At 68.1% G+C, this 25,947-nt stretch carries 31 protein-coding genes; 17 read left to right on the top strand and 14 right to left on the bottom strand.

The features are described 5' to 3' along the window. Positions 1-25 precede the first annotated feature (25 nt). From grxD to VFQ64_RS07665, 3 genes are read right to left on the bottom strand one after another with little or no spacing between them, the layout of a single operon-like run. Positions 26-361 carry a Grx4 family monothiol glutaredoxin gene (grxD, locus tag VFQ64_RS07675; protein ID WP_325102708.1) on the bottom strand — a complete coding sequence of 112 codons (336 nt, stop codon included), beginning with the start codon at positions 359-361 and terminating at the stop codon, positions 26-28. Beyond that, positions 358-600 carry a BolA family transcriptional regulator gene (locus VFQ64_RS07670; RefSeq protein WP_325102707.1) on the bottom strand — a complete coding sequence of 81 codons (243 nt, stop codon included), beginning with the start codon at positions 598-600 and terminating at the stop codon, positions 358-360. The genes grxD and VFQ64_RS07670 overlap by 4 nt, the downstream gene beginning before the upstream one ends. Before the next feature lie 5 nt (positions 601-605). Further along, positions 606-929, bottom strand: coding sequence for a DUF1476 domain-containing protein (locus tag VFQ64_RS07665; RefSeq protein ID WP_325102706.1), 324 nt, complete (start codon positions 927-929; stop codon positions 606-608). Between the two features lie 331 nt (positions 930-1,260). Here VFQ64_RS07665 and astD point away from each other — a divergent pair, with 331 nt between their 5' ends. The 6 genes from astD (at position 1,261) to VFQ64_RS07635 (ending at position 6,825) form a co-directional block, all read left to right on the top strand. After that, positions 1,261-2,673 carry a succinylglutamate-semialdehyde dehydrogenase gene (gene astD / locus VFQ64_RS07660; protein ID WP_325102705.1) on the top strand — a complete coding sequence of 471 codons (1,413 nt, stop codon included), beginning with the start codon at positions 1,261-1,263 and terminating at the stop codon, positions 2,671-2,673. A 222-nt stretch (positions 2,674-2,895) separates the two neighbouring features. Then, positions 2,896-3,687 (top strand): uroporphyrinogen-III C-methyltransferase, encoded by a 792-nt coding sequence (cobA, locus tag VFQ64_RS07655; RefSeq protein ID WP_325102704.1) that lies wholly within the window; start codon positions 2,896-2,898, stop codon positions 3,685-3,687. Then, the gene (locus VFQ64_RS07650; RefSeq protein ID WP_325102703.1) at positions 3,684-3,980 is read left to right on the top strand and encodes a DUF2849 domain-containing protein; all 297 of its coding nucleotides are present in this window, start codon (positions 3,684-3,686) and stop codon (positions 3,978-3,980) included. The genes cobA and VFQ64_RS07650 overlap by 4 nt, the downstream gene beginning before the upstream one ends. After that, the gene (locus tag VFQ64_RS07645; RefSeq protein WP_325102702.1) at positions 3,980-5,611 is read left to right on the top strand and encodes a nitrite/sulfite reductase; all 1,632 of its coding nucleotides are present in this window, start codon (positions 3,980-3,982) and stop codon (positions 5,609-5,611) included. Before VFQ64_RS07650 ends, VFQ64_RS07645 begins: the two co-directional genes overlap by 1 nt. After that, positions 5,604-6,074, top strand: a complete 471-nt coding sequence (locus VFQ64_RS07640; RefSeq protein WP_325102701.1) for a DUF934 domain-containing protein — start codon at positions 5,604-5,606, stop codon at positions 6,072-6,074. The genes VFQ64_RS07645 and VFQ64_RS07640 overlap by 8 nt, the downstream gene beginning before the upstream one ends. Next, the gene (locus tag VFQ64_RS07635; protein ID WP_325102700.1) at positions 6,067-6,825 is read left to right on the top strand and encodes a phosphoadenylyl-sulfate reductase; all 759 of its coding nucleotides are present in this window, start codon (positions 6,067-6,069) and stop codon (positions 6,823-6,825) included. The genes VFQ64_RS07640 and VFQ64_RS07635 overlap by 8 nt, the downstream gene beginning before the upstream one ends. A gap of 38 nt (positions 6,826-6,863) precedes the next feature. On the opposite strand, the gene VFQ64_RS07630 is transcribed toward VFQ64_RS07635, so the two are convergent. Both VFQ64_RS07630 and VFQ64_RS07625 read right to left on the bottom strand, forming a co-directional pair. Further along, entirely contained in the window at positions 6,864-7,499 is a 636-nt protein-coding gene (locus VFQ64_RS07630; protein WP_325102699.1) for a hypothetical protein, read from the bottom strand. A gap of 64 nt (positions 7,500-7,563) precedes the next feature. After that, positions 7,564-9,057: a replicative DNA helicase gene (locus VFQ64_RS07625; RefSeq protein WP_325102698.1), complete on the bottom strand. Its 1,494-nt coding sequence runs from the start codon at positions 9,055-9,057 to the stop codon at positions 7,564-7,566. A gap of 114 nt (positions 9,058-9,171) precedes the next feature. Between VFQ64_RS07625 and VFQ64_RS07620 the strand changes: the two genes are divergently transcribed. Genes VFQ64_RS07620 through dcd form a run of 4 tightly spaced genes read left to right on the top strand, consistent with a single transcriptional unit; the run spans position 9,172 to position 11,353 of the window. Continuing rightward, positions 9,172-9,654 carry a UPF0262 family protein gene (locus tag VFQ64_RS07620; RefSeq protein WP_325102697.1) on the top strand — a complete coding sequence of 161 codons (483 nt, stop codon included), beginning with the start codon at positions 9,172-9,174 and terminating at the stop codon, positions 9,652-9,654. After that, positions 9,647-10,321, top strand: coding sequence for a glycoside hydrolase family 25 protein (locus VFQ64_RS07615; RefSeq protein WP_325102696.1), 675 nt, complete (start codon positions 9,647-9,649; stop codon positions 10,319-10,321). The genes VFQ64_RS07620 and VFQ64_RS07615 overlap by 8 nt, the downstream gene beginning before the upstream one ends. Then, positions 10,318-10,755: a cytidine deaminase gene (locus VFQ64_RS07610; protein WP_325102695.1), complete on the top strand. Its 438-nt coding sequence runs from the start codon at positions 10,318-10,320 to the stop codon at positions 10,753-10,755. Before VFQ64_RS07615 ends, VFQ64_RS07610 begins: the two co-directional genes overlap by 4 nt. Before the next feature lie 43 nt (positions 10,756-10,798). Further along, entirely contained in the window at positions 10,799-11,353 is a 555-nt protein-coding gene (gene dcd / locus VFQ64_RS07605; RefSeq protein WP_325102694.1) for a dCTP deaminase, read from the top strand. Positions 11,354-11,383: 30 nt separating this feature from the next. Here dcd and VFQ64_RS07600 read toward each other — a convergent pair whose 3' ends face one another. From VFQ64_RS07600 to VFQ64_RS07575, 6 genes are all read right to left on the bottom strand, one after another. Then, positions 11,384-11,728 (bottom strand): tetratricopeptide repeat protein, encoded by a 345-nt coding sequence (locus VFQ64_RS07600; protein WP_325102693.1) that lies wholly within the window; start codon positions 11,726-11,728, stop codon positions 11,384-11,386. 79 nt (positions 11,729-11,807) lie between these two features. Next, entirely contained in the window at positions 11,808-12,644 is an 837-nt protein-coding gene (locus VFQ64_RS07595) for a hypothetical protein (RefSeq protein ID WP_325102692.1), read from the bottom strand. Between the two features lie 136 nt (positions 12,645-12,780). Beyond that, positions 12,781-13,206, bottom strand: a complete 426-nt coding sequence (locus tag VFQ64_RS07590) for a biopolymer transporter ExbD (RefSeq protein WP_325102691.1) — start codon at positions 13,204-13,206, stop codon at positions 12,781-12,783. A gap of 27 nt (positions 13,207-13,233) precedes the next feature. After that, positions 13,234-13,725, bottom strand: coding sequence for a biopolymer transporter ExbD (locus VFQ64_RS07585; RefSeq protein WP_325102690.1), 492 nt, complete (start codon positions 13,723-13,725; stop codon positions 13,234-13,236). Between the two features lie 99 nt (positions 13,726-13,824). After that, positions 13,825-14,646 (bottom strand): MotA/TolQ/ExbB proton channel family protein, encoded by an 822-nt coding sequence (locus VFQ64_RS07580; RefSeq protein ID WP_325102689.1) that lies wholly within the window; start codon positions 14,644-14,646, stop codon positions 13,825-13,827. A 63-nt stretch (positions 14,647-14,709) separates the two neighbouring features. Next, positions 14,710-15,390 (bottom strand): energy transducer TonB, encoded by a 681-nt coding sequence (locus tag VFQ64_RS07575; protein ID WP_325102688.1) that lies wholly within the window; start codon positions 15,388-15,390, stop codon positions 14,710-14,712. 219 nt (positions 15,391-15,609) lie between these two features. Between VFQ64_RS07575 and VFQ64_RS07570 the strand changes: the two genes are divergently transcribed. Next, a complete protein-coding gene (locus VFQ64_RS07570; RefSeq protein ID WP_414712880.1) occupies positions 15,610-16,443 on the top strand; it encodes a hypothetical protein in 834 nt (277 codons plus the stop codon). A gap of 31 nt (positions 16,444-16,474) precedes the next feature. Here the strand turns inward: VFQ64_RS07570 and VFQ64_RS07565 are convergent, their stop codons facing one another. Beyond that, positions 16,475-16,846 (bottom strand): dihydroneopterin aldolase, encoded by a 372-nt coding sequence (locus VFQ64_RS07565; RefSeq protein WP_325102687.1) that lies wholly within the window; start codon positions 16,844-16,846, stop codon positions 16,475-16,477. A gap of 92 nt (positions 16,847-16,938) precedes the next feature. Here VFQ64_RS07565 and VFQ64_RS07560 point away from each other — a divergent pair, with 92 nt between their 5' ends. From VFQ64_RS07560 to VFQ64_RS07545, 4 genes are read left to right on the top strand one after another with little or no spacing between them, the layout of a single operon-like run. Then, positions 16,939-17,436 (top strand): N-acetyltransferase, encoded by a 498-nt coding sequence (locus VFQ64_RS07560; RefSeq protein WP_325102686.1) that lies wholly within the window; start codon positions 16,939-16,941, stop codon positions 17,434-17,436. A 52-nt stretch (positions 17,437-17,488) separates the two neighbouring features. Continuing rightward, entirely contained in the window at positions 17,489-18,052 is a 564-nt protein-coding gene (locus VFQ64_RS07555; RefSeq protein WP_325102685.1) for a DUF1285 domain-containing protein, read from the top strand. Further along, the gene (locus tag VFQ64_RS07550; protein WP_325102684.1) at positions 18,049-18,648 is read left to right on the top strand and encodes a CoA pyrophosphatase; all 600 of its coding nucleotides are present in this window, start codon (positions 18,049-18,051) and stop codon (positions 18,646-18,648) included. Before VFQ64_RS07555 ends, VFQ64_RS07550 begins: the two co-directional genes overlap by 4 nt. Further along, positions 18,639-19,850, top strand: coding sequence for a CCA tRNA nucleotidyltransferase (locus VFQ64_RS07545; RefSeq protein ID WP_325102683.1), 1,212 nt, complete (start codon positions 18,639-18,641; stop codon positions 19,848-19,850). The genes VFQ64_RS07550 and VFQ64_RS07545 overlap by 10 nt, the downstream gene beginning before the upstream one ends. Here VFQ64_RS07545 and VFQ64_RS07540 read toward each other — a convergent pair. Both VFQ64_RS07540 and parC read right to left on the bottom strand, forming a co-directional pair. Then, a complete protein-coding gene (locus VFQ64_RS07540) occupies positions 19,751-21,439 on the bottom strand; it encodes a putative bifunctional diguanylate cyclase/phosphodiesterase (protein WP_414712879.1) in 1,689 nt (562 codons plus the stop codon). The two genes, VFQ64_RS07545 and VFQ64_RS07540, sit on opposite strands and share 100 nt — an antisense overlap. Before the next feature lie 44 nt (positions 21,440-21,483). Beyond that, the gene (parC, locus tag VFQ64_RS07535) at positions 21,484-23,742 is read right to left on the bottom strand and encodes a DNA topoisomerase IV subunit A (protein WP_325102681.1); all 2,259 of its coding nucleotides are present in this window, start codon (positions 23,740-23,742) and stop codon (positions 21,484-21,486) included. An 89-nt stretch (positions 23,743-23,831) separates the two neighbouring features. Between parC and VFQ64_RS07530 the strand changes: the two genes are divergently transcribed. Together VFQ64_RS07530 and kynU are read left to right on the top strand one after the other, a co-directional pair. After that, positions 23,832-24,710 carry an alpha/beta hydrolase gene (locus VFQ64_RS07530; protein ID WP_325102680.1) on the top strand — a complete coding sequence of 293 codons (879 nt, stop codon included), beginning with the start codon at positions 23,832-23,834 and terminating at the stop codon, positions 24,708-24,710. Beyond that, a complete protein-coding gene (kynU, locus tag VFQ64_RS07525; protein WP_325102679.1) occupies positions 24,711-25,925 on the top strand; it encodes a kynureninase in 1,215 nt (404 codons plus the stop codon). It begins immediately after the preceding gene. Positions 25,926-25,947: the final 22 nt, after the last annotated feature.

Genomic DNA, 25,947 nt, shown 5'->3' with positions numbered 1-25,947 from the left:
ACTGAACGCCTCCGTCAGCCCTCATTCAGCGCGCGTCGACCGGCTGTAGCAGCGCGGCCAGTTCACCCGACTCGTACATCTCCATCATGATGTCCGAGCCGCCGACGAACTCGCCATTGACATAGAGCTGGGGGATGGTCGGCCAGTCCGAGTAGGCCTTGATGCCCTGGCGGATACCCTGATCCTGCAGCACGTCGACACTCTCGAACTCGGTGCCGAGATGGTTGAGGATCGCGATCGCGCGGCTGGAAAAGCCGCATTGCGGGAACAGCGGACTGCCCTTCATGAACAGCACGACCGGATTGGCCTTTACCAGGCTGTCGATGCGGGTGTGCGAGTCGTCGGAAAGATTGGGGGTCATGCGCTTACCTTCGGAACGGCGGTGGTGAGTTGCAGGGCGTGGAGTACGCCGCCCATGCGGCCCCCCAGCGCGGCATAGACGGTCTGATGCTGGCGGACCCGGCTCAGGCCCGCAAAAGCGGCACTGGTCACCCGCGCCGCATAATGGTCGCCGTCACCCGCCAGGTCGGTGATCTCGACGTCGGCGTCCGGCAGGGCGGCCCGGATCATGTCGGCGATTTCGTCGGCGGCCATCGGCATCGCTGCTACTTCACCTCCATGAGCTGACGACGGGCCTCGACCATCTGCTCGGCGAGCGCCCGGCGGACGGCGGTGTCGTCCACCGTCACCCCGGCCGCGCCCAGATCGCCGACCAGCTTGCGGACCACGTCCTCGTCGCCGGCTTCCTCGAAATCCGCCTGCACCACCGCCTTGCAATAGGCGTCGGTCTCTTCCGGGGTCAGCCCCATCTGCTGCGCCGCCCAGGCGCCGACCAGACGGTTGCGCCGCGCGGTGATGCGAAACGCCATCTCCTCGTCCCGGACGTGTTTGGTTTCGAACGCGTCCTTGCGGTCGTCGAAGCTGGTCACTGGCACACTCCCCGAAACTGTCGGCCGAGAGATAAGGCGCAGGGCGGGCGCGCGCAACGGCTCGGCGGCAGCCGCTTGCCCGGCGACACGAAGCTGGCAGAATGGCGCGACCAAGGAGAGATCGTCGTACGTTGGCGCGTGACGCCGCCTGCTTAGCGCAACTTCGCCGAGAGGCCCGCAATGGATTGGTTCGTTTCGGGCAGCTTGCCCGCTAAGTTCGGGGGCGAACGCTCATCATCCCTTCCTCGACAAGCACCCATAGCCGCCGCATGCACGGGGAGGATCAAGGGTGGCCTTGCCCCGGCCCCTCACTCCGGCAATACCGCGCCCGATGCCGGAAGAGCTCCTCTCCCACGAACCCGCCACCGGCGCGCTGCTGTGGCGCGCAGGCGTCAGCGATGTGGACGAGGAGGTCGCCTGCGCCCGCGCCGGCTGGCCCGCCTGGGCCGCGAAACCACTCACCGTCCGGGTGGAGACGATGCGCCGCTTTGCCAACACCGTCCGCGCCCGTGCCGACGCCTTCGCCGACCTGATCGCGCGCGAAACCGGCAAGCCGCTATGGGAAGCCAAGACCGAGGTCGACTCGGTGATCGGCAAGATCGACATCTCGGTTAGCGCCTATGCCGAACGTACTTCGCAGCGTCGCTCCGAGGGCGCGATGGGCGCGCGCGTCGCCATCCGCCACAAGCCGCATGGCGTGCTGGCGGTGCTCGGGCCTTATAATTTTCCCGCGCATTTGCCCAACGGCCACATCGTCCCAGCACTGCTCGCCGGCAATGCGGTGGTATTCAAGCCGTCGGAGAAGACACCCGCATCCGGCGCCTTCCTGGCCGAATGCTACCGTGCCGCCGGCGTGCCGCCCGAATGCATCCGGCTGGTGATCGGCGGTCCGGCGGCGGGCAAGGCGCTGGCCGAGCATCCCGGCATCGACGGGCTGCTGTTCACCGGCTCGGCGCGCACCGGCCTCGCACTCAACCGTGCCTTCGCCGCCAAGCCCGAGAAGATCCTGGCGCTGGAGATGGGCGGCAACAATCCGATCGTGGTCTGGGACACGCCCGACATCGCCACCGCCGCGACGATCGTCGTCCAGTCCGCCTTCACCTCGGCCGGCCAGCGCTGCACCTGCGCCCGGCGCCTGATCGTACAGGACGCGCTCTATGAGCCGCTGGTGGCGGCGGTCGACGCGTTAGCCGGCCGCCTGATCGTCGGCGATCCCCATGGCGACCCTCAGCCCTTCATGGGCCCGGTGATCGACAACGCGGCCGCCGATCAGCTCGCTGACGGCTTTGTCGGTCTCATCACCCGCGGTGGCCGGCCGATCCGCCACCTCGAGCGCGCCGATCCGGCCCTGCCGTTCCTGGCGCCCGCGCTGATCGACGTCACCGACATGCCCGAGCGCCCGGACATCGAACTGTTCGGACCGATCCTCCAGGTCTTTCGGGCGCATGATTTCGACGAGGCGATCGAGGAGGCGAACGCCACCCGCTATGGCCTGTCGGCGTCGCTTATCAGCCAGACGCCGGCGCTCTACGACCGCTTCTGGGCCGGCATCCGCGCCGGTGTGGTCAACTGGAACCGCCCCACCAACGGCGCGCCCTCCAATGCCCCGTTCGGCGGCGTCGGTTGGTCGGGCAATCACCGCCCGTCGGCCTATTATGCGGCCGACTATTGCGCCTATCCGGTCGTCAGCAACGAAGCCGACGCCGCCCGCGCCAGCATCGGCGTCGGGCTGCGCGACTCGTAGATCTCGTTCCGACGATTCTTCTTCCCCGGCGAAGGCGGGGGCCCAGTCGCCATCAACGCGTCGAGGGAAGTCAGCGCTAAGCACGAAGCCCGCAACTGGGCCCGGCCTCCGCCGGAGAAGAGGAGATGATCCGATGCTCTCCGTCCCTCGCAAAGCTCTCCTACCCTCACCCCAAGCAACCCCTCGCTTGCACCCGCCACTCCCGAAGCGCATCTGCCGATCATGGCGACACTCCTCGATCCGCAGGCGCGCGGCCGCGTCATCCTCGTCGGTGCCGGACCCGGCGATCCCGAGCTGCTCACCGTCCGGGCCGTCCGGGCGCTGGAGCAGGCGGATATCGTCGTCCATGACGGGCTGATCGACCCGCGCGTCCTCGAACTCGCCCCCGCCGCCGCGCAGCGCATCTCGGTCGCCAAGCGCCGCGCCCGTCACACCCTGCCGCAGGAAGCGATCAACGCGCTGATCGTCGCGCATGTGAAGACCGGCGCGATCGTCGTGCGGCTGAAGGGCGGCGATCCCTTCATCTTCGGCCGCGGCGGGGAAGAGGTCGAAGCGGTGCGCGCCGCCGGCCTGCCGGTCGAGGTCGTGCCCGGCATTTCCGCGGCACTCGGCGCGGCGGCGGAGGCGATGCTGCCGTTGACCCATCGCGATCATTCCAGCGCGGTCAGCTTCGTCGCGGGTCAGTGCAAAGGCCTGGCCGATCAGGACTGGTCCGGGCTCGCCGGCCAGGGCCGCACGCTGGTCATCTATATGGGCGTCGCCACCGCCGCCGACATCGCCGACAAGCTGATCGGCGACGGCGTCGCCCCCGACATGTCGGTGGCAGTGCTGGAGCGCGGCACCTGCCCCGGCTCCCGCGCGCTCAAGACCCTCCTCGCCGATCTCGGCCCGATGGTGGCGCGAGAACAGGTCTGCAGCCCGGCGATCATCGTCGTCGGCGAGGTGGTGGAGCTGAGCGACGCCGCCGACAAGCTCGCCCGCTGGGCCCGCGCGGCTGAGGAGGCGCACGCGTGAAATTGCTCACCGGCAACGACCTCCCGACAGGCGACGTGATCTGGTGGACCGGCTCCAACTGGTCGCGCCATGTCGAGGAGGCGGCGGACGTCGGCACCGAGGGCGAACCGCTCGCCCGCGCCGAGGAAGGCGCGCGGCGCGTCAACGGCGCCTATGTGATCGACGCGACCCCGACCGCGGACGGCCCCCGCCCCGCGCATATCAAGGACCGCATCCGCGCGCTCGGCCCCACCGTGCGCCCCGACCTGACGCTGAAGCCGAGCGATCCCGCCGCCGGCTCCTGGGTGATCTGATGTACAAATATGACGAATACGATCAGTCCATCGTCGATGCCCGTGTCGACGAGTTCCGCGATCAGGTGCAGCGCCGCCTCGCCGGTCAGCTGACCGAGGACCAGTTCAAGCCGCTGCGGCTGATGAACGGTCTTTATCTGCAGCTCCACGCCTACATGCTGCGCGTCGCAGTGCCTTACGGCACCCTAGACAGTCGTCAGATGCGCATGCTCGGCCACATCGCCCGCAAGTACGACCGCGGCTATGGCCATTTCACCACCCGCCAGAACATCCAGTACAACTGGATCAAGCTCGAGGACGCGCCCGACATCCTCGCCGATCTGGCGACGGTCGAGATGCACGCCATCCAGACCAGCGGCAACTGCATCCGCAACATCTCGTCCGATCAGTTCGCCGGCGCCGCTGCCGACGAGGTCGCGGACCCGCGCCCCTGGGCGGAGCTGATCCGGCAGTGGTCGACCTTCCATCCCGAATTCAGCTACCTGCCACGCAAGTTCAAGATCGCGGTGATCGCGTCCGACACCGATCGCGCCGCAATGCGCCTCCACGACATCGGTATCCGGTTGGTCGAGCAGGACGGCGTGCTCGGCGCGAAGGTGTTCGTCGGCGGCGGCATGGGCCGCACCCCGATGATCGCGCCCGAGATCAAGGGCTTCGTCCGCGCCGAGGAGCTGATGAGCTACCTCGAGGCGTGCTTGCGGGTCTACAATCGCTACGGTCGGCGCGACAATATCTACAAGGCGCGCATCAAGATCCTGCTCCACGAGCTCGGCGCCAACGAATACCGCCGCCAGGTCGAGGAAGAATGGGCGCTGGTGAAGCAGCTCGGCATCGACCCGCCGCTGGCCGAACTGGAGCGCATCACGGCGATGTTCGCCGATCCCGCCTTCGAGGCAGGTGACGCAGCGGCGGCGGATCGTTCCGACCCCGACTTCGCGGTCTGGCTCGACCAGAACACGCATCCGCACAAGCGCCCCGGCTATGCGGTGGTGACGATCAGCCTCAAGCCGATCGGCGGCATCCCAGGCGATGCCTCGGCCGACCAGATCGACCTGATGGCGGACCTCGCCGAACGTTACAGCTTCGATGAGCTGCGCGTCACGCATGCGCAGAACATCGTCCTCCCCCACGTTCGCACCGCGGATTTGCCGGCCTTGTGGCAAGCGTTGACGGGCGTGGGGCTGGCCGAGGCGAACCTGGACCTCATCTCCGACATCATCGCCTGCCCCGGCCTCGATTATTGCAGCCTCGCCAACGCGCGCTCGATCCCGGTGGCGCAGAAGATCGCGACCCGCTTCGCCAGCCCCGAGCGGCAGCGCAACCTTGGCGAGCTCAAGCTCAAGATCAGCGGCTGCATCAACGCCTGCGGCCACCACCACGCCGGCCACATCGGCATCCTCGGCGTCGACCGGAAGGGCACGGAGAATTACCAGCTCCTGCTCGGCGGCTCTGGCGCGGAGGACGTCAGCCTCGGCAAGATCACCGGCCCAGGCTTCTCCGAGGACGGCGTGGTCGACGCGATCGAGCGCGTTACCGACCGTTATCTGGCCGAGCGGACGGATGGCGAGCGCTTCCTCGATACCTATCGCCGGGTTGGAATTGAGCCGTTCAAGGAGGCGATCTATGGCTGATCCCGACCAGACCAGCCTGACGCTGTCGGGCGGTTCAGAAGGCCTGCTCCGCTTTCGCGGCGACATCGAGCATCAGGAGCCGGCGGTCACACTCGACGCATTCCTCGACGGACAGACGAACGCCAACGCAGTGCGGCTGGAGGCCGGGGACGACGCGCGCGCGCTGCTGCCGCATCTGGGCCAGCTGGCGCTCGTCGAGGTGAGCTTTCCCACCTACCGCGATGGTCGCGGCTACTCGTCCGCCCGTATCCTGCGCGAGGCCGGCTATGCGGGCGAGCTTCGCGCCGCCGGCGACGTGCTCGTCGACCAGCTGCCTTTCATGCGCCGCTGCGGCTTCGACAGCTTCGCGCCGGAAACACCGATCGATCCCGCGGTGCTCGAGCGTGCGCTCGATCGCTACACCGAGCATTACCAAACCGCCGCAGATGCGGTCGTGCCGGTATGGAAGAAGCGCCATGGCTGAGCCCGCGCGCGTCATCGACTTCATCGACACCGCGCCGCCCTTTACCAAGGTCGACGCGGCCGAGATGCAGGCGCGCTTCGCCGGCGTGTCGGCGCCCGCGATGCTGCGCGAATTGCTTGCCGGTGAACTACACGGCCGGGTCGCGACGGTATCCTCGTTCGGCGCCGAGTCCGCGGTGCTTCTGCACCTGATCGCACAGATCGACCCGGATGTTCCGGTGATATCGGTCAACACGCAGAAGATGTTCGGCGAGACGCTCGCTTATCGGGACACCACGGCCGAGCAGCTCGGCTTCACCGACCTGCGCGTGTTCCGGCCCGACCCGCGCCTGCTCGCCGCCAAGGACCGCACCGGCATGCGCTGGTCCTACGATCCCGACGGCTGCTGCGACCTGCGCAAGGTCGAGCCGCTGCGCCGCGCGCTGACGCCGTTCGACGCCTGGATCAGCGGCCGCAAGGGCTTTCAGGCCGGCACCCGCATCGCCATGCCGCGCTTCGAGGCTGACGAGGGCCGGCTGAAGATCAACCCGCTGGCGGACTGGTCCAAGGCCGATCTCGACGCCTATTTCGCGGTGCACGAACTGCCGCGCCATCCGCTGGAGGCGCAAGGCTATGCGTCGATCGGCTGCGCACCCTGCACGTCGAAGATCCAGCCGGGCGAGGATCCGCGCGCCGGCCGCTGGCGCGGTTGGGACAAGGTGGAATGCGGCATCCACCTGCCCAATCGGCCGGACGAAGAACCGGTATTCTGACAAAGCGGCGGCGGCAAGGTGTCGCCCGCCTCCTCGCATCAGTCGGTTCGGACCGTTGTGGTCGTGCGCACGGTCGCGCTTGCGGCGGGCTTTCGCTTGACAATACGAGCGGTGCGTTTGTGTACGGGCGTACGCACGGTCGCTCGCGCCACGACCGGCGTGGTCCGCACGGTCTCGGTGGTGATGGTGGTAGCCGGCGTCGGTGGCGCGACCACGACCGGCGGCGCTGCCTGGGCCGCGGCGGCATCCGCCTGGGCGGCAGCGGCAGCCTGTTCGGCGGCAGCGGCACGGGCGCTGGCTTCGGCCGCCTGCTGCTGCGCGGCACCTGCGGCGGCCTGTGCTTCGGCCTGCTGAGATGCCGTTGCGCTCGCGCGATTGCGCTCCGCGACACCGATTGCCGTGTCGGCGATGGTCTGGGCGCGATTGGCCTCGGCGATGGCCTCGCGCTCGCGACCGCTTTCCAACCGCTCCTCCGCAGTACGCAGCGCGGCAGCCGCCTCGGCCTGCATGCGCGGTGTCTCGCCGCTGGCGCTCAGCTTGCCCGCGACCTCGATCTTCGCGCGCGCAGCCGCGATCGCGGCCCGGGCGCGATCGCTCTGGCTCTGCGCCATAACGGGCGACGCCAAGACCAGGATGGCGGCGGCGGCACCGCTGAATAGCAAGGGGTTACGCATGGGACACTCCTGTCGATGAACAGGGGGCCTCGACGAACTTGCCTTTTGTTAGGTTCCTGGCCGGTCAGTAGCCTGCATAGTCGCTGAACTTCGTCACCGTTGGGTCGAACTTCATCATCACCTTCCCGGTCGAGCCGTGGCGCTGCTTGGCGACGATCAGCTCGGCCAGGCCATAGACGCGCTCCATGTCCGCCGCCCATTTCGCATGGTCGTCAAAGACGCGGGCATCGTCGCCCTCGCTCGGCCGCTTCGGCTCCTTGGCGGCGACGTAGTAATCCTCGCGATAGACGAACCAGACCATGTCGGCGTCCTGTTCGATCGAGCCCGATTCACGCAGGTCGGAGAGCATCGGCCGCTTGTCCTCGCGCTGCTCGACCGCACGGCTGAGCTGCGACAGTGCCAGCACCGGCACGTTCAGATCCTTGGCCAACGTCTTCAATCCGCGCGAGATTTCGGAAATCTCCTGCACCCGGTTGCCGTCCGTCTGCTTGCCGGAGCCGGTCAGCAGCTGGAGGTAATCGACGACGATCAGCCCGATCTCGTTGTTGTGCCGTCGCTGCAGCCGCCGGACGCGGGTGTGCAGCGCGGAGATCGACAGCCCGCCGGTATCGTCGATGAACAACGGCAGGTTCTCCAGCTCCGCCGCCGCCGACGCCAGCCGGCTGAAGTCCGCCTTGGAAATCTTGCCCATGCGCAAAGCCTCGGAGCTGATCCCCGATTGCTCCGAAAGAATACGCGTCGCCAGCTGGTCGGCGCTCATCTCGAGGCTGAAAAAGGCGACTTTGGCGCCGACCGACTCCTTGGGCGCGATCCCGTCGCGCATGTCCCGCATCCATCGCGACGCGGCGTTGAAGGCGATGTTGGTCGCGAGCGAAGTCTTGCCCATCCCCGGCCGGCCGGCGAGGATCATCAGGTCGGAATGATGCATGCCGCCGATCTTGGCATTGATCGAGTCGAGCCCGGTCGTCACGCCCGACAGATTGCCGCCGGAGTTGAGCGCGCGCTCGGCCATCTTGACCGCCATCGTCGTCGCCTGTGCGAAGGTCTTGGTCGCGTTCTCCGCGCCACCGTCCGCCGCGACCTTGAACAGCTCCTCCTCGGCCAGCTCGATCTGCGCGCGCGGATTGACCTCCTCGGAAGTGTCCATGGCGCGGTCGACCAGCGTGCGGCCCACCGTCACCAGCGCGCGCAGCATCGCGAGATCGTAGATCTGCGTCGCGAACTGCCGCGCACCGATCAGCCCCGCGCCCGATCCGGTCAGCCCCGCCAGATATGCCGGACCGCCCAGCTCCTTCATCGCCTCGTCCGCCTCGAACATCGGCCGCAGCGTCACGGGGGTGGCGAGCATGTCGTTCGAGCGCAGCGTCCGGATCGCCGCGAACACGCGGCCGTGCAGCGGCTCATAGAAATGTGCGGGCTCCAATCGATCGAGCAGATCGTCGGCCAGCCGGTTGTCGATCATCATCGCCCCGAGCATCGCCGCCTCCGCCTCGACGTTGCGGGGCAGCTGCAATGGCTCAGGTGCGGGTACGGGAGCAGGAAACGCGAGAGTGGCCATTGCCGTGCCTTGGCCCGACGCCGGTCGTGCCTCAAGCCGCTTGCGGCAAACGGCTGTGGATAACGGCCCTGGCGCCGGGGTGACGAGTCCCTGACGGCTCGCTAAGCCACTGACGTGGCCGATCCGCGCATCATCGACGTCCAGCTGGACGACCGCACCATCTTGTGGCGCTCGGCCGATGTCGAGCAGGAGCGTCGGATCGCGATCTTCGACCTGATCGAGGGCAACCACTTCGCGCCGCAACGCCCGCATGCCGATGGCTATGCCGGCCCCTACCGGATCGCCCTGTCGGTCGAGGAGGGGCGGCTGGTGCTCAGCATCAAGCGCGAGGACGACACGCCGCTGGAGACGCTGATCCTCGCGATGGGACGGTTCCGCCGGCCGATCCGCGACTATTTCGCGATCTGCGACAGCTATTACCAGGCCATCCGCCAATCCACCGCGCAGCAGATCGAGACGGTCGACATGGCCAGGCGGGCGATCCACAATGAGGCGGCCGAGTTGCTGAGGGAGCGGCTCGAGGGCAAGATCGAGGTCGACTTCGACACCGCGCGACGGCTGTTCACGCTGATCTGTGTGCTCCACATCCGTGGCTAGCGGAGGGCGGCTGCTGCTCGGCGCGCTCCTTGCCGGCGCGATCGGCTTCGGCGCGCACGGCTTCGCCGCTGGGTGGCGACCATCACCTGCGCGCTACCCGCTTCAGGGCGTCGACTTGGGCGAGCGACCGACAGCGATCGAGTGGGGCAGCGTCCGGGCGGCGGGGGCCGACTTCGCTTATCTGGTCGCGACGGTGGGCGACCGGGTCCGTGACCCTGCTTTCGAGCACAATTGGCAGGCGCTGCCAGGGGCTGGGCTTCGGCGCGGTGCGGTGCACGTCTACTCGCTATGCGATGATGGTGCGACCCAGGCCGACGCCTTCAACGCAACCGTGCCACGCACGGCCGATGCGCTGCCGCCTGCGGTCGACATCGACATTCGCGAGGGATGCGAGCCACCCGAGCGCGGTGCTCCGGTCACCGACAACCTCCGCAGCTTCGTCAAGCGGGTCGAGACGCATAGCGGCAAGCCCGTGATCCTGCGCCTCTCCCGCGCCGTCGAGCGACGCTACGAATTCTCCACCGCCCTCGATCGGCCGCTCTGGCTATCGGGCAATTTCCTCCGGCCGGGCTACACCGACCGACCCTGGCGATTGTGGCGCGCCAGCGACCGGCGGCGGATCGAGGGGGTTGACGAACCTGTCAACTGGGATGTGGTGGGGCCATGAACCCCCACGACCTGATCGCCGCCGCGCGCGCCGCCGCCGTCCATGCCCATGCGCCCTACTCCCGCTTCGCCGTCGGCGCGGCGGTGTTGCTGAACGACGGCAGCGTCGTCACCGGCGCCAATGTCGAGAATGCGAGCTATGGCCTGTCGCTGTGCGCGGAGACGGTCGCGATCGCCACCGCGAGCGCGCAGGGTCGGCTGCGCGATGTCGTCGCGATCGGCGTGGTCGGTGGGGTCATGGACGGCGCGGGCGACATGCCGGTGCGCCCGTGCGGCCGGTGCCGCCAGGTGCTCAACGAGGCCGCGCAGCTCGGCGGCCGCGATCTGCCGGTCTATTGCGCCGGCCTGACCGGCGAAGCGATGGAGGAACATCGGTTGTCCGAGCTCCTCCCCCATGCCTTCGGTCCCGCCGATCTGGGCATCGCTGCCGGGTAGCGTGGCTTGCCGGGGCGCCGCTTTGCCCGCATGACCGGTCGCCATGGCCATCCAATCCGACCGCTGGATTCGCGAGCGCGCGCTGGCGGACCGCATGATCGAGCCGTTCGTCGAGGCGCAGCGCCGCGAGGGCTGCATCTCCTATGGCCTGTCCTCCTATGGCTATGACGCGCGCGTCGCCGACGAGTTCAAGCTGTTCACCAACGTCGACAACGCGATCGTCGATCCGAAGGACTTCAAGGCGAACAGCTTCGTCGACCGCAAGACCGATGTCTGCATCATCCCGCCCAACAGCTTCGCGCTGGCGCGGACGGTCGAATATTTCCGGGTGCCGCGCGACGTCCTGGTCATCTGCCTGGGCAAATCGACCTATGCGCGGTGCGGGATCATCGTCAACGTCACGCCGCTCGAGCCCGGCTGGGAGGGGCATGTGACGCTGGAATTCTCCAACACTACGCCCCTACCCGCCAAGATCTATGCCAACGAGGGCGCCTGCCAGTTCCTGTTCCTGCAGGGGAACGAGCCGTGCGAGGTCAGCTATGCCGACCGCGCCGGCAAATATATGGGCCAGCAGGGCGTCACCCTCCCCCGGCTATGAGCCAAGAGCGGTGGCGCGCGGCGTACGGCTTCAGCGCGAGGCGAGTGCCGCGCCGGTCCGCTCCAGACCAACGACCGCCAGGTCGCGGGACGAAATCGGATCGCCATTGGGCCGGTCAAGCATTACCGCCGGACGGCTGAGCACTGCGGAGTAGAGGGCGCGCGCCTCGGCGAGACGTCCCATGCCGCGATAGGCCGCGGCGAGGTTGAGCATCAGCTCGGGCCGCTGTGGGTAAATTCGGCGTTCGCTTTCGAGCTGTTGCGCCGCGGCGGCGAAATCGCCTGCCGTGATCGCTTGATAGGCCACCCGGTCCGCTGCCGCCGCAGAACCGGCCAGCCCCGCTGCAATGATCACCGCTAACCCTGCTTTCTTCATGACATCTCTCCACATGACTGATTTGTGACGAGAGAGTGACACTTCGGTGACTCGTGTGCAAGCGGACTTTTCGTCGAGGTCACAACGGCTCGGAAGTTGGCCATGTTGAGCCTCCGTCGCACGCAGAGCCTTCCGTCCCGGCAGCGACGGTCAACCGCCCATTCAGCGCCTGGATCTCGCGCTCCTGCTCCTCGAAGATCTTCTCGTACCGCTCGGTCATCTCTTCGAAGGCCGAGACCGGCTCGGTCTCATCCCCATCTTCCTGTGGTGCGTTGATCAGCTTGAGAAGATTGCGCTTGGGCCGTGGCGCGCCCTGCTCGTCGGCGAGCGCGTCTTCGGCGACCGCCCGCACCGCCGCCTTGAACAAGACCGCCAGCCCATCGGGGTGCGCCCGGGTTTGCACCGTCTGATCGCGCCACGCGCCATACCGCTCGGGGGCGTGCATGCGGAGCAGGAACATGGTCAGCCGCTCGTTGAAAACCCGCCGCTCGCCGACCTTTTCACCCTTGTAGAAGATGGGAACAGCCACTCCGTTCATCGCCCGGGCCATGGCGCGATCGGCAAGCCTGGATGTGCCGAGGTCGAGCGCGACCGCCCACGCCTGTCGGAAGCTCACGGCATCTGTCCGAGTACGGAGCTGATAGGCCGACTGCTGCGACATCTGCACGCGGCGGCAGGCCTCGTCGACGCAGGCGGTTTCGGCGAGCGCATGGATGAACGCCACCTGCTTGCCGGGAGTCCAGCCGTCATGGCGCGGGCGTACCGACACCGGAGTGAAGGGAATCGGCTGCTCCTGGCCGGAGGCGCCGGGGGTTGCGTGTGCTGTGTTGCTCATCGAAGAGCTTAGGGCACAGGCCGGCCCTTGTAGGACAGCGAGAAATTCTCGGCGCGACCACGGACGTTGAAGGGCGACCACGAAGAGCCGCCCCGATCGGTCTCCCGTGACCTCCCGTCACGGCAGCGGATCAACGTAAAGTCGGACCCGGCTCAGGCCGGGGCCAGCCGGACATGCACATCGCCGCGGCGGTTAGGCCGCGGCCGAGCGCGCTACGTCAGAAGCGGTTGTAATATTGCTCGTTGCCGATGAAGCCGAGTTTGGTAATCGGCGAGCTCTTGATCACGGCCAGCGTCTTGTCGACCACCTCATACCGGGTGTTCGCGTCCGGCTGAAAGTGCAATTCGGGCTCCGGGTTCAACGCTGCGGTCTGGCCGAGGTACCCCGCCAGCGTGGCCTCGTTGACCGGTACGCCGTTCCAGGCGACCGTGCCCGCCGGATCGATGGTGATCTTGTTCTTCTGCGGGTCGATGATCTGCTGCGGCTGGTCACTCTTGACCGGCAGATCAACCTTCACCGCATGGGTCTGGATTGGAATAGTAATGATGAACATGATGATGAGCACGAGCAGGACGTCGATCAACGGCGTCATGTTCAGATCCATCATCGGCTCGCCGTCGTCGTTGCCGCCGCTCACTGCCATGAGGTCTTACTCCTAAATCGCTTGATGTCAGCTGCCGAGGCTGAGGCGCGGCGCATTCTCCGTCGCCGTCGGCGCGGAGATGAAGCCGACCTTTGCAAAGCCCGCCATCTGCATGTTGTAGATCGCGCCGCCCACACACTCCCAGGGCGTGTTGACGTCGGCGCGGATGTGAGCCTCCGGCAGCTCCAGGTCGGGATTGCCGACGCCACCCTGGCGCGCGATCTCCGCCTTCAACTTCTCGACCGCGCGGCTCAACAGCTCTTCGTTGCCGACCTGCGACATGCCCCAATAGACCGCACACTTGCCGCCGGCGTCCGAGATCACCGACAGCGAGACATTCTCGGGCTTGGTGTCCGTCGGCTCGAACTTTACGTCGGGCAGCTTCATCTTGACCGACTGGACCACGACGGGGACCGCGATCAGAAAGATGATGAGCAACACCAGCATGACGTCGACCAGCGGCGTCGTGTTGATGTCCGACATGGTGCCGCCTTCGTCACCGCCAACACTCATTGCCATGACAGAACCATCCTACTCGATTGAAACCAGGGCATATTCTTGCCCGTGGCCGGTATATGCGGCCGGCGTCGCCAGAGTGCAACGCCGGCTCGTCATTGTTCAGCTCTGCGTCGGGTTCGCGCCGGTGGCGCCCATCGTCGTCGAAGCGCTGGTGGCGCGTGCCGGCGCCTTGGCTGCCGCGGTCCCGCCCGACGAGGCGGTCGCGGTGGCGCCCGCGTTGCGATAGTTCGGCTTCACCGCGCCGTTGGAGGCGAGGAAGCCCAACACGTCGTTGGAGAAGGACGACAGATCCTCCTGGATCGACTTGTTGCGACGCTGCAGCCAATTGTACGACAGCACCGCCGGCACCGCGACGACCAGGCCGAGCGCGGTCATGATCAGCGCCTCGCCGACCGGCCCTGCGACCTTGTCGATCGAGGCCTGACCCGACGCACCGATCGCGATCAGCGCGCGATAGATGCCGACCACGGTGCCGAACAGGCCGATGAACGGCGCCGTTGCGCCGACCGTTCCGAGGAACGCGAGACCGGCGTTGAGCTGCGAGTTGATCGAAGCCTCCGATCGGGCCAGCGAACCGTGCAGCCAGTCATGCGCCTCGACCGGATCCGTCAGCTTGGTGTGCTGATCCTGCGCGGCCAGACCGTCGTCGACGATCTGGCGATAGGCCGAATTCTTCTCGAGCTTGGCAGCGCCCTCGCGCAGCGAATTGGACGCCCAGAAGCTCTGCTGCACCCGCTTGGCCTGGTTGCGGATCTTCTGTTGCTCGAACAGCTTGGTGAAAAGGATGTACAGCGACACCACCAGCATCAGCACCAGGATGGCGAAGGTGGCCCAGGAGATCGGGCCTCCTTCCTCGAGCGCCTGCACGAGGCCGTACTGTTGGGTGCCGGCTGGCGCAGCGGCGAGGATGGTGGTGAGCATGATCGGAACGGTCCTTTAGCAGATGGTGGCGAAAGCGGCGGGCCGGAGCCCGTCACCATGATCTCAGTCCGTGGGCAACACCCAGCGAACGTTCAGCGGATAGGTGGTGCTCATCGGGTTGCCATTGTCGTCCTTCGCCGGCGTGAACCGGATCCGGCTTCGCGAAATCCGACACACCGCGTTGTCCAGTGAGTCGTTGCCGCTCGACGACGTAACGGCGCAGTCCGACACGCGTCCGTCCGTCCCGATCGTCAGACGAGCCGAGACGCGACCCTGCGCCTGAGCACGCAGTGCATCGGCCGGGTAGTTGTCCGCGCTGAAATACTGGCCCGGATTGCCCCTTGCAACGGCCGCCTGCGAAACCCGAGGCGGTGCGGGCGGAGCTGGAGGCGGCGCCGGCGGCGACGGCGGCGGCGCGGTCGGCGTCGGGATGTAGACCGGCGGCGGCGTCGGCACGGTGTTCATGGTCACCGGCGGCGGCGTGTTGGTCTGCACGATCGGCGGCGGCGACACCACCGGCGGCGGTGGCACGTTCTGGTCGGGCGGCGGGGGTGGCGGCTCCTCCGGCGGCGGCGGCGGCGGTGGTGGCGCCACGTCGAACACGTTCAGGTCCTTGTTGACCTTCTTCGCGAAATCCTGCGCGAGCCCGGTCACAAAGGCATAGCCGAGCCCTGCGATGAGGAGGCAGACGATAACGATCGCCACCGTGCGGCTACCGGTTGTATCACGATCAGCGTAGGCCATTCGGCTCCAACTCTCCCTTGATCTCCCGCCTTCGCATGCCGGAGGTGAAGTCCATTAAGGAAAAACGCGTACACTGGGATGTTGTATCCCTGTGCCTGTTATTGCCGTCTAATGCCGCCGCCTGTGACACGCAAACGCTTTGTAGGCGCAACGATATTGCGTGGCGGAGTTCGGCTTTGTTGCTTGGCGGTTCAGGTCCGCGGGCGTAGCCGTGCCGCCATGACCCGCATCCGCTCCGCCCTCCTGCCCCTCTCCGTCCTGTTGCTGGCGACGACGCCGCCGCCGATGCAGCTGCCGGCGGCCGCCATTGTTCAGCCCGCCTATGCCGATCTCGCCGACCTTGCGCTCGCGGCGCCGGTGATCGGGGATGCCACGATTCGCTCCACCGTGCGGCTGAAAGGGCCGGACGCGGCGGGCGTACCGATCGGGCTGGTGCGGCTGTATGTCGAGGCCGACATGACCGCGCTGATCCGCGGTGCCGGCGGGCTGCCACCGCGCGTCGGCTATCTGCTCGACGTGCGGCCGGACGCGCGCGGCAAGCTGCCTCAGCTCAAGAAGGCGCGGGTACTGCTGTTCGCGCGACCCTCCGCCCTGCCCGGCCAGCTGCAACTCGTCGCGCCCGACGCGCAGCTGCGCTGGACCCCGGCCGCCGACGCGCAGGTCCGCGCGATCGTCCGCGAGGCGTTGGCGGCCGACGCGGCGCCGCGCCTGACCGGCGTCGGCAACGCCTTCCACGTCCCCGGCGCCCTGCCCGGCGAGGGAGAGACCCAGGTCTTCCTCCAGACCGCCGACGGCCGGCCGGTGTCGCTGTCGGTGCTGCGCCGGCCGGGCGAGCGGCCGCGCTGGGCGGTGGCGTTGTCGGAGATCGTCGACGAGGCTGCGGGCCCGCCGCCACGCGACACGCTGCTCTGGTATCGCCTCGCCTGCGCGCTCCCCCCGACGCTGCCCGCGACCAGCACCGCCGCGCTGGCACCCGCCGACGCGGTCAAGGCCGAGGAGGATTATCGCTTCGTGCTGGCTCAGCTCGGTCCCTGCGGACGAACGCGCGGCTGAGCCGGCGACCCGAGCCGAAGCCGGGCTCGGTTCAGCGCCGGTGCCGCACCAGCGTGATGCCGATCGATTCGGCGGCTTCGGCGATCGCGAGCTTGACGATCTTGACCTCAACCCGCGTGACGCGCCGGTCCTGCAGGAACAGCGTCTCGCAGATATGGTCGGCGACCGCCTCGATCAGCGTGAAGTGGACGCCGGGCGGCAGCGCGGTGGTGGCGGCGTGCTTCAGGTCCAGATAGTTCTTCGATTCGGTCAGCCGCGCGTCCGGCCGGAACTGCGCCGGGCAGGCAAGGTCGGCGGTGACGGAGATGCGCAGCGGCTGGGTCGCGCCGGTCTCCTCCGAATAGATGCCGGTCAGCACCTGCACCTCAAGATCGTGCACTTCGAGGCGCAGGCTGTCGTCCATGCGCCGGCGTCTAGCATGCATGGCCCGGGAGGAAAGCCGTTGCGTTCGCGCCGCCGGCCGCTACAGCGCGCGCCCTTTGTGAAGGGGTTGTCGTGATCGGGCTGGTGCCGTTGGCCGAGGTGGAGGAAACGGCGGTGGAGCGACTGCTCGACCGCGCGTTCGAGCCCACCCGCCGGCAGCGCACCGCCTACCTGGTACGAGGAAACGCGACGGCGGTGGCGGCGCTCAGCTTCGCCGCGCTCGACGCAGGCGCGTTGGTCGGCACCGTCCAGTGCTGGCCGGTGTGCTTCACCCCCGATCTCGGTGCGTCCGTTCCCCTCGTCATGGTCGGGCCGGTCGCGGTCGCCCCCGAGCGTCAGCGCGATGGCATCGGCCGGCGGCTGATGGTGCGCGCGCTCGCCGCGGCCGGCGAACACGGCTGCGACGATCGTCTGGTGCTGATCGGCGACCCGGAATATTATGGCCGCTTCTTCGGCTTCACCGCCGAGCGCACCGGCGGCTGGCGCCTTCCCGGCCCGATCGAGCAACGCCGGCTGCTGGCGAGGGGCGATGCGGTTCCCGATGGCGCGGGGACGCTGGGCCCGGCCTGACCCGCCGCCGGCCAAGCATTGCAAGCCGGCGCCAAGTCGCTACCTCGCGCCCATGCCGATGCCGCCCCTGCCCGACCTCGCCGCACTCAGCCTCGCCGAGATTGCGCAGCTCGCCGCCGACCAGCGGCTGCCGCCGGTCGAACGCTGGAACCCGACGCATTGCGGCGACAGCGAGATGCGGATCGCTCGCGACGGTACCTGGTTCCATCAGGGCTCGCCGATCGGCCGGCCGGCGATGGTGCGGCTGTTCTCGACGATCCTGCGCCGCGAGCCGGACGGCGGCTTTGTCCTAGTCACGCCGGTCGAAAAGCTCGACATCGCGGTGGAGGACGCGCCCTTCACCGCGGTGGAGATGAAGGCGGAGGGTGACAGGCGGCAGGCCAGGCTCGCCTTTCGCCTCAACACCGGCGACCTGGTCACCGCCGGTCCGGAGAACGCGCTGCGCTTCGCCGGCACGCCCGACGAGCCGCGCCCCTATCTCCATGTCCGTGGCGGGCTGGAGGCGCTGGTGGTGCGTTCGATCTATTACGACCTGGCCGAGCGCGCGCTGTCCAGCGACGAGGAGCCCGCAGGCGTGTGGAGCGACGGCGTGTTCTTCCCGCTCGAGCCGGCATGACGCTGGCCGAGCGGCTGGCGGCGGCGCTGGCGGCCGATGGCGACGGGCCGCCCGAGCTGCTGACCGGCGACCAGGTCGGGCTGGATCAAGGGCCCGATGACGCGCTGAGCGCCGCGGCGGTGCTGGTCGCGGTCACCGACCGGGCTGAGCCCGGTGTCATCCTGACCCAACGCACCGACACGCTGCGCCGCCATGCCGGGCAGGTCGCTTTTCCGGGCGGGCGGCTCGATCCCGGCGAGGACGCGATCGCCGCCGCGCTGCGCGAAGCAGAGGAGGAGATCGGCCTCCCGCGCGACCGGGTCGGAGTCGTCGGCGAGGTCGACCGCTACCGCACCGTCACCGGCTTCTGCGTCACCCCCGTGCTCGCCGTCATCGCGCCCGATCTCGCTTTCGTCCTCAACCCCCATGAAGTTGCCGACGTGTTCGAGGTGCCGCTGGGCTTCCTGCTCGACCCGGCGAACCAGATCGAGTCGGAGATGATGTGGCGCGGCGTCGACCGCCGTTACTGGGAGTTCCGCTGGGAGGAGCGCCGGATCTGGGGCGCGACCGCGGCGATGATCGTCAACCTGTCGCGGCGGCTGCGATCATGGGCGTGATCTTGCCTCCTGCGCCGTGGCGTGACCGGCCGGGCCTGGCCGAGCTGATCGCGGTGTTGGGCGACGCGCGGTATGTGGGCGGGGCGGTGCGCGACACGCTGCTCGGGCTCGCGGTGTCCGACGTGGACCTCGCCACCCCGCTCGAGCCCGTCGAAGTGGTGCGCCGTCTCGAGGCGGCGGGGATCAGGGCCGTGCCCACCGGCATCGCGCATGGCACCGTCACCGCCGTGTCGCAGGGGGCGATCGTCGAGGTGACGACCCTGCGCCGCGACGTCGCCACCGACGGACGCCACGCGGTGGTCGCCTATACCGACAGCTGGCACGAGGATGCCGCGCGGCGCGATTTCACGATCAACGCGCTCTACGCCGACCCAGGCACGGGCCATATCGACGACTTCTTCGGCGGCTGCGACGATCTCGACGCCAGGCGCGTCCGCTTCATCGGCGATCCGCTGCGCCGCATCGCCGAGGACCATCTGCGCATCCTGCGCTTCTTCCGCTTCCATGCGCGGTTCGGAGCGGAGGTGGACGAAGCCGCTCTCGCCGCCTGCGTGGCGCGGGCCAACGACCTGATGGCCTTGTCGCGCGAACGGGTGGCGGCCGAGCTGCTCAAGCTGCTGGTCGCGCCGCAGGCGGTGGCGGTCGTCCGCCTGATGGTGACGAACGGCATCCTGCGCCCAGTGCTCCCTGAAATCGAGGTCAGCGGTGTCGAGCTGCTGACGGCCCTTGCCGAGGCCGAGTCGCGGGCAGGTGTCGCGCCCCATCCGATTCGCCGGTTGGCCGCCCTCATCCCGCCTGCCGATACGGAGGCGGTCGGCGCCAGGCTCAAGCTCTCCAACGTCGACCGCAGGCGGCTCGCGGCCGCGCGGCTGGGGTCGGGCGACGAAGGCAAGCGGGCGCTCGCCTATCGTGCCGGCATGGAGCTGGCGGTCGATCGGCTGCTGCTTTCTGGCGGCGACCCGAGCGAGATCATGGATTGGCTGCCACCGCGCCTGCCGATCTCCGGCGGGGCGCTGGTAGAACGTGGCCTGCAGAAGGGGCCGGCAGTCGCGACTGCGCTGAAGGCCGTTGAGAATCGCTGGGTAGCGGAAGGCTTCCCCGATCAGCCGCGGCTGGAAGAAATCGCGGACGCGGTGGTCTCCGAGCAGCTGGAAGGCGCGATCATCCGCCAGGCGGACGACGCCTCGAGCGGCCGGGCATAATAATAGCCCTGGCCATAGGTACAGCCCAGCGCCGTCAGCGTTTGCGCCAGGGCGTTGGTCTCCACCCCCTCCCCCGTCGTCTGCTTGCCCAGCGCTTGCGCCAGGCCGAGTATCGCCCGGACGATCGCCACCTTGTCGCGATCGCCCAGCATGTCGGTCACGAAGCTGCGGTCAATCTTGAGGATGTCGATCGGCAATTTTTGAAGGTGCGCGAGATTGGAATAGCCGGTTCCGAAATCGTCCATCGCCAGCGTCGTGCCCAGCGCCTTGAGCTCATGCAATGCGCGCGCGACGCGGTCGGGATCGCTGACGATCGCGCTCTCGGTCAGCTCCAGGGTCAAGCGGTCGCCGGTCAGTCCGGTGGCGGCGAGCGCCGCCTCGATCACCGGTGCCACCCGGTCTCGCTGCAACTGGATCGGCGACAGATTGACCGCCATGTTGACGCCGCACCGTCCGCCCGCCGCCCGGTCCCAACCGGCCAGCGTCCGCGCCGCCTCATCGATCGCCCATCGTCCCAACGGCACGATCAGCCCGGATTCCTCGGCGACCGGGATGAACTCGTCCGGCGAGCAGTCGCGTCCGCCCTCGTCCGTCCATCGCGCCAGCGCTTCGAACGCGACGACCCGGCCGTTGGCCAGGCTGCAGATCGGCTGAAAGGTGAGGCGGAGCCGACGGTCCTCGATCGCGGAACGAAGGGCCGTCTCCATCGCGAACTGCGCGCGCGCGATGGTGAAGGCTTGCGCCAGATAGATTTCGGTCCGGCCGGTCGTCTTGGCGCGCTTCATCGCGAACTGGGCGTGGCGGATCAACTCCTCGGCCGCGTCTGCTTCCTCCGCGCCGATCGCGATTCCGATCGAGCATTCCATGCCGATCTGGAAGTCGGTCAGCCGAAACGGCGCCTGCAGCGCGTCACGGATGCGCTCCGCGACCGCCATCGCCTCGGCGCGATCGTGGGCCACATGAATGAGCACGCCGAACTCGTCACCGCCGATTCGGGCCAGCACGTCGCCGGCGCGCAATGCGCCCTTGATGCGACGCGCGACGGTGATCAGCAGCTCGTCGCCTGCGAGAGAACCCATACAGGCGTTGATCCGTCCGAACCGGACCAGATCCACGACCAACACCGCCCGGCCCTCACGCTGGTCCGCCAACGCCTCGATCAGGTCGCCAAAGCCGGTGCGATTGAGCAGCCCGGTCAGGCTGTCGGTGGTCATCTCGCGCCGCAACGTCCGCTCGGTCGCGAGCCGCGAGCTCTGGTCGAGTAGGGTCATCGTGCACCGCCGTCCGCCCACCGCGAGCCGGCCGAGACCGATGCGGTAGTGGCGCCCGTCGATCTCCTCGCCGGTGGTCCAGTCGAACTCCGTGTTGCAATGGTTCGACGCCATGAAGCGGTCCAGCCGATCGGCGATCGCCATCAGAAATGGCGAGCCGACGGGGGCGATGTCGAGCCCGGTCTGACGATAAGCTCGATTGAGCGCCTCGAACGCCCATACCCCGTCCTGCTTGATCAGATGCGCGGCAGGCACCGGAATCAGCTCGATCCCCGCTTCCAACAAGTCGGACAACGTGGGAGGAGCGCGCGCGACCATTGCGCCATGCTCTAGGCCGTCGCGGTTAAAGCGCGCTAAAGACGTTAATCCAGATTATGGAAGCGGTTATCGCGCGGGAAGCCGGTCGGCGGCATCCGCCCCGCCGCACCGCGTGCCGCGCGCCACGGGCCCATGTCGGGCTCCGCGCGCGTCCGGCCGGTGTCGCCGCCCATCGGCCAGCTCAGTCCGGCAGCGAAGAGAAAGGTGACCGCGTCGGCAAGTCCGCCGTCGCGGTACCGCTGCAACTGCGCACCTTGCCCCCGGGTCATCTCCGGCAACTCCACCAGAGGGAACACCAGCAGCTTGCGGTTGTCGCCGATCGCCGCGACGTAATCGTGCGTGGGTCCAACCGGCCACACCACCTTCAGCTTCGCGCCGGGTCGCGGCGTCATCACGGTCTTGCCCTTGCGGGTCTCCGCCAGCACGTCGGCGGCGGGAACGACGAAGCCGCGGCCGTCCGAAGCCACGACCAGCAGTCGCGTACCCGCCTTTGCCTTCAACAACGACACGATGCCGACGCTGCCGTCGAGGTCGATCGACGCGCGCACCGGCTCGCCGAAGCCGCGACCGCCAGGCAGTCGGTCGGAGGCGAGCGTGAAGAAGCGGCCGTTCTCCGCCACCAGCAACAGCTTGTCGGTGGTCTGAGCGTGAAAGGCAAAGGCGGGGCCGTCGCCCTCCTTGAACTTCAACGTCTCCGCCGAGCCCAGGTCGAGGTGGCCGCGCATCGCCCTGATCCAGCCGCGCTGCGACAGCACGACGGTGATCGGCTCGCGCTCGATCATCGCCTCTAGCGGGATGTCGCGGGTCGGCGCCGCCTCCTTGACCGTGGTCCGCCGCTTGCCGAGCGGTGTGTCCGGCCCATAGCGATCGCGCAGCTTTTTCATGTCGCGCTTCAGCCGCGATTTCTGGCGCGCGTCGGAGCTGAGCAGCAGTTCCAGCTCCGCCTGCTCTTTGGTCAGCGCATTGCGCTCGCGGGTCAGCTCCATCTCCTCCAGCCGGCGCAGCGAGCGCAATCGCATGTTGAGGATCGCCTCCGCCTGACGATCGGTCAGCTCGAACTCCGCGATCATTACCGCCTTGGGCTCGTCCTCGGTACGGATGATCTCGATCACGCGATCGAGGTTGAGGAATGCGATCAGATAGCCGCCGAGCAGCTCCAGCCGGTCGGCGATCTTCGCCAGCCGATGCTCTGACCGGCGCTTGAGCACCACGAACTGGTGATCGACCCATTGCGCCAGCGTCTCGCGCAACGACAGCACCCGTGGCGTCCGCTGCGCGTCGAGCACATTGAGGTTGAGCGGGAAGCGGTTCTCCAGCTCGGTCAGCCGGAACAGACCGTCCATAAGCACCTGCGGGTCGACCGTGCGGCTGCGCGGCTCGATCACCAGCCGGATCACCGCGTCCGATTCGTCGCGCACGTCGCCCAGGATCGGCAGCTTCTTCTCGTTCACCAACGCCGCGACCTGTTCGATCAGCTTGCCCTTGGTGACGCCGTAGGGGATTTCGGTCACGATGATCTGCCAGCCGCCGCCCTTCTCGCGCTCGATCTGCCAGCGCGCGCGGACCCGGAAGCTGCCGCGCCCGGTGGCATAGGCTTCGGCGATCGCAGCGGGGGTGTCGACGACAAGGCCGCCGGTCGGGAAATCGGGGCCGGTGACGTGCTCCAAAACCTGCGCGTCGGTGGCGTTGCGGTCGTCGGCCAGCAGCATCGCGGCGTCGAGCAGCTCGGCGGCATTGTGCGGCGGAATGCTCGTCGCCATGCCGACCGCGATGCCGGCGGCGCCGTTGGCGAGCAGGTTGGGGAACAGGCCGGGGAAGAGCTCGGGCTCCTCCTCCTCATTATTGTAGGTCGGGCGGAAATCGACCGCGTTCTCGTCGAGCCCCACCATCAGGTCGATCGCGACCTGCGTCAGCCGCGCCTCGGTGTAGCGATAGGCGGCGGGGTTATCGCCGTCGATATTGCCGAAATTGCCCTGCCCGTCGACCAGTGGATAGCGCAGCGCGAAATCCTGCGCGAGGCGGACCATCGCGTCATAGACTGACGCGTCACCGTGCGGATGGTATTTGCCGATCACGTCGCCGACGACGCGCGCACATTTCTTGTACCCCGATGCAGGGTCGAGCCGCAGCAGTCGCATCGCCCAGAGCAGGCGGCGGTGGACCGGCTTCAACCCGTCGCGCAGGTCCGGCAGCGAACGCGCGGTGATCGTCGATAGGGCATAGACGAGGTACCGCTCCGACAGCGCGGAATCGAACGGCGCGTCGACGATGGTGTCGAAGGGGTCGGCGGCGGCGGTGACCATGTATGACGCTCGCTAGCAGAGGGCAGGATCGTTCCACAAGCGTTCCGCTCGCTCTCCCATCGACAGCGCGGCTGTGCCAAGCTGCGGTGATGATCCGACCCGCACTCCTCCTGCTGATGCTGACCGCCATGACCGCGCCCAAGCTCCTAACCTGGCCAGACCTTACGAGCCGACCCAAGCCGAAGCCCGACGCGACCGTCACCTATGGTGCCGACGGCATGCAGAAGGTCGATGTCTGGCTGCCTGCGGGAGCGGGGCCGCACCGGACCTTGGTGATGGTGCACGGTGGCTGCTGGCAGACCTCGATCGCCGACCGCGGCCTGATGAACTGGATCGCCGACGATCTGCGTCGCAGCGGCTATGCGGTGTGGAACATCGACTATCGCGGCGTCGATCGCGCCGGCGGCGGCTATCCGGGTACGTTCGCCGACGCCGCGGCGGCGACCGACGCGCTGGCCTTGCATGCGCGGCGGTACAAGCTCGACCTGCGCCGGGTCGTGGCGATCGGGCACTCCGCCGGAGGTCACCTGGCGCTGTGGCTCGCCGGCCGGCCGAAGCTGCCCGGGAACAGTCCGTTGCGCACGGCCAAGCCGTTGAGGATCGCGCATGTCGTCAGCCTGGGCGGCCTGCCCGATCTGGAGGCGACCGCCGCCAGCCCGGACAATGGCTGCGGCACCGAAGTCGTCGCGCAGCTCACCGGCGGCCGCTTTGCCGACACCTCCGTGCCCCGCCTGCTGCCGCTGGGCGTCCCGCAGGATCTGGTCAACGGCCGCGAGGATCGCATCATCCCCTTCCGGCTCGCCACCGGATATGAGGAGCAGGCGCGCAGGGCGGGCGACCGGGTAGTGCTGCACGCGGTGGCGAACACCGGTCATGTCGAGCTGATCGCCCCGGAAAGCGCCGCCTGGACCAAAGCCAAGCAACTGATCGCCGCCGCTTTCGGTCCGCCACGTTCCGGAGAGAAGTAAGTGGACCTCGCCCAAGCCCGCGCGCGCGACGCCGCGGACCCGCTCGCCTCGATCCGGGACCGCTTCCAGCTGCCCGACGGCATCATCTACCTCGACGGCAACTCGCTCGGCCCCCTGCCGCGGGCGACTGCCCCTGCGCTCGAGGATCTCACGCACCGGCAATGGGGCGAGCGGCTGATCCGCAGCTGGAACGAGGGCTGGATCGACGCGCCGCAGCGGCTCGGCGCCAAGCTGGCGCCGCTGCTGGGCGCGCGGGCGGATGAGGTGATCGTCGGCGACTCCACGTCCGCCAATCTGTTCAAGCTGCTGGTGGCCGCGCTCCGCGTCCATCCGGCCCGCACCACGATCCTGAGTGAATCCGGCAACTTCCCCACCGATCTTCACATCGCGGAGGGCGCCGCCGGGTGCGTGACCGGCGGGCGGCTTCGGGCGGTGCCGCGCGCTGAGGTGACGGCGGCGCTCGACCCCGACACGGCGGTGCTTCTCCTTACGCATGTCCATTACAAGACCGCCGAGCGCTGGGACATGGCCGCGCTGACCGCCGCCGCGCACGAGGCAGGCGCGCTGGTGCTGTGGGATCTCAGCCACTCGGTCGGCGCGGTACCGCTCGACCTGACTGGCTGCGGCGCCGATCTCGCGGTCGGGTGTGGCTATAAGTATCTGAATGGCGGGCCGGGCGCGCCAGCCTTCCTGTATGTGGCGGAAAGATGGCAGGAGCGCCTTGCCAATCCGCTGTCCGGCTGGATGGGCCACGCTGAGCCCTTCGGTTTTGCCGATGCGTACGCACCCGCGCCCGGGATGAAGCGTTGGCTCACCGGCACGCCGTCGATCCTCGCGATGGCGGCGTTTGAAGCCGGTCTCGATCTCTGGACCGGAATCGAGCCGGCGGCGGTCTGGGCGAAGAGCGCGGCACTGTTCGACATCCTCGCAGCGGCCGGCGACCGCCTCGGCCTCGACTGCATAACGCCACGCGACCCAATCCTGCGCGGCAGTCACATCAGCTTTCGCCACCCACATGCCTATGCGCTCTCGCAGGCGCTGATTGCGCAGGGCCTGATCGGCGATTTTCGCGCCCCAGATATTCTCCGACTTGGCCTGGCCCCGCTGTACCTAACTCACGAGGACGTCTGGCGCGCGGGAGAGCTGTTGGCCGGGGTGGTGAGACAAGAACCCTGGACCGATCCTCGCTTCTCCGAACGGCATCTGGTGACCTGACCACATCATGGCCCAAATATGG

This window comes from Sphingomonas sp. (genome assembly GCF_035714405.1).
In the GTDB taxonomy this organism is placed as follows: Bacteria; Pseudomonadota; Alphaproteobacteria; order Sphingomonadales; family Sphingomonadaceae; genus Sphingomonas.
Note: the sequence above shows the minus strand (reverse complement) of the source record. Positions and strands in the feature narration are given on the sequence as shown.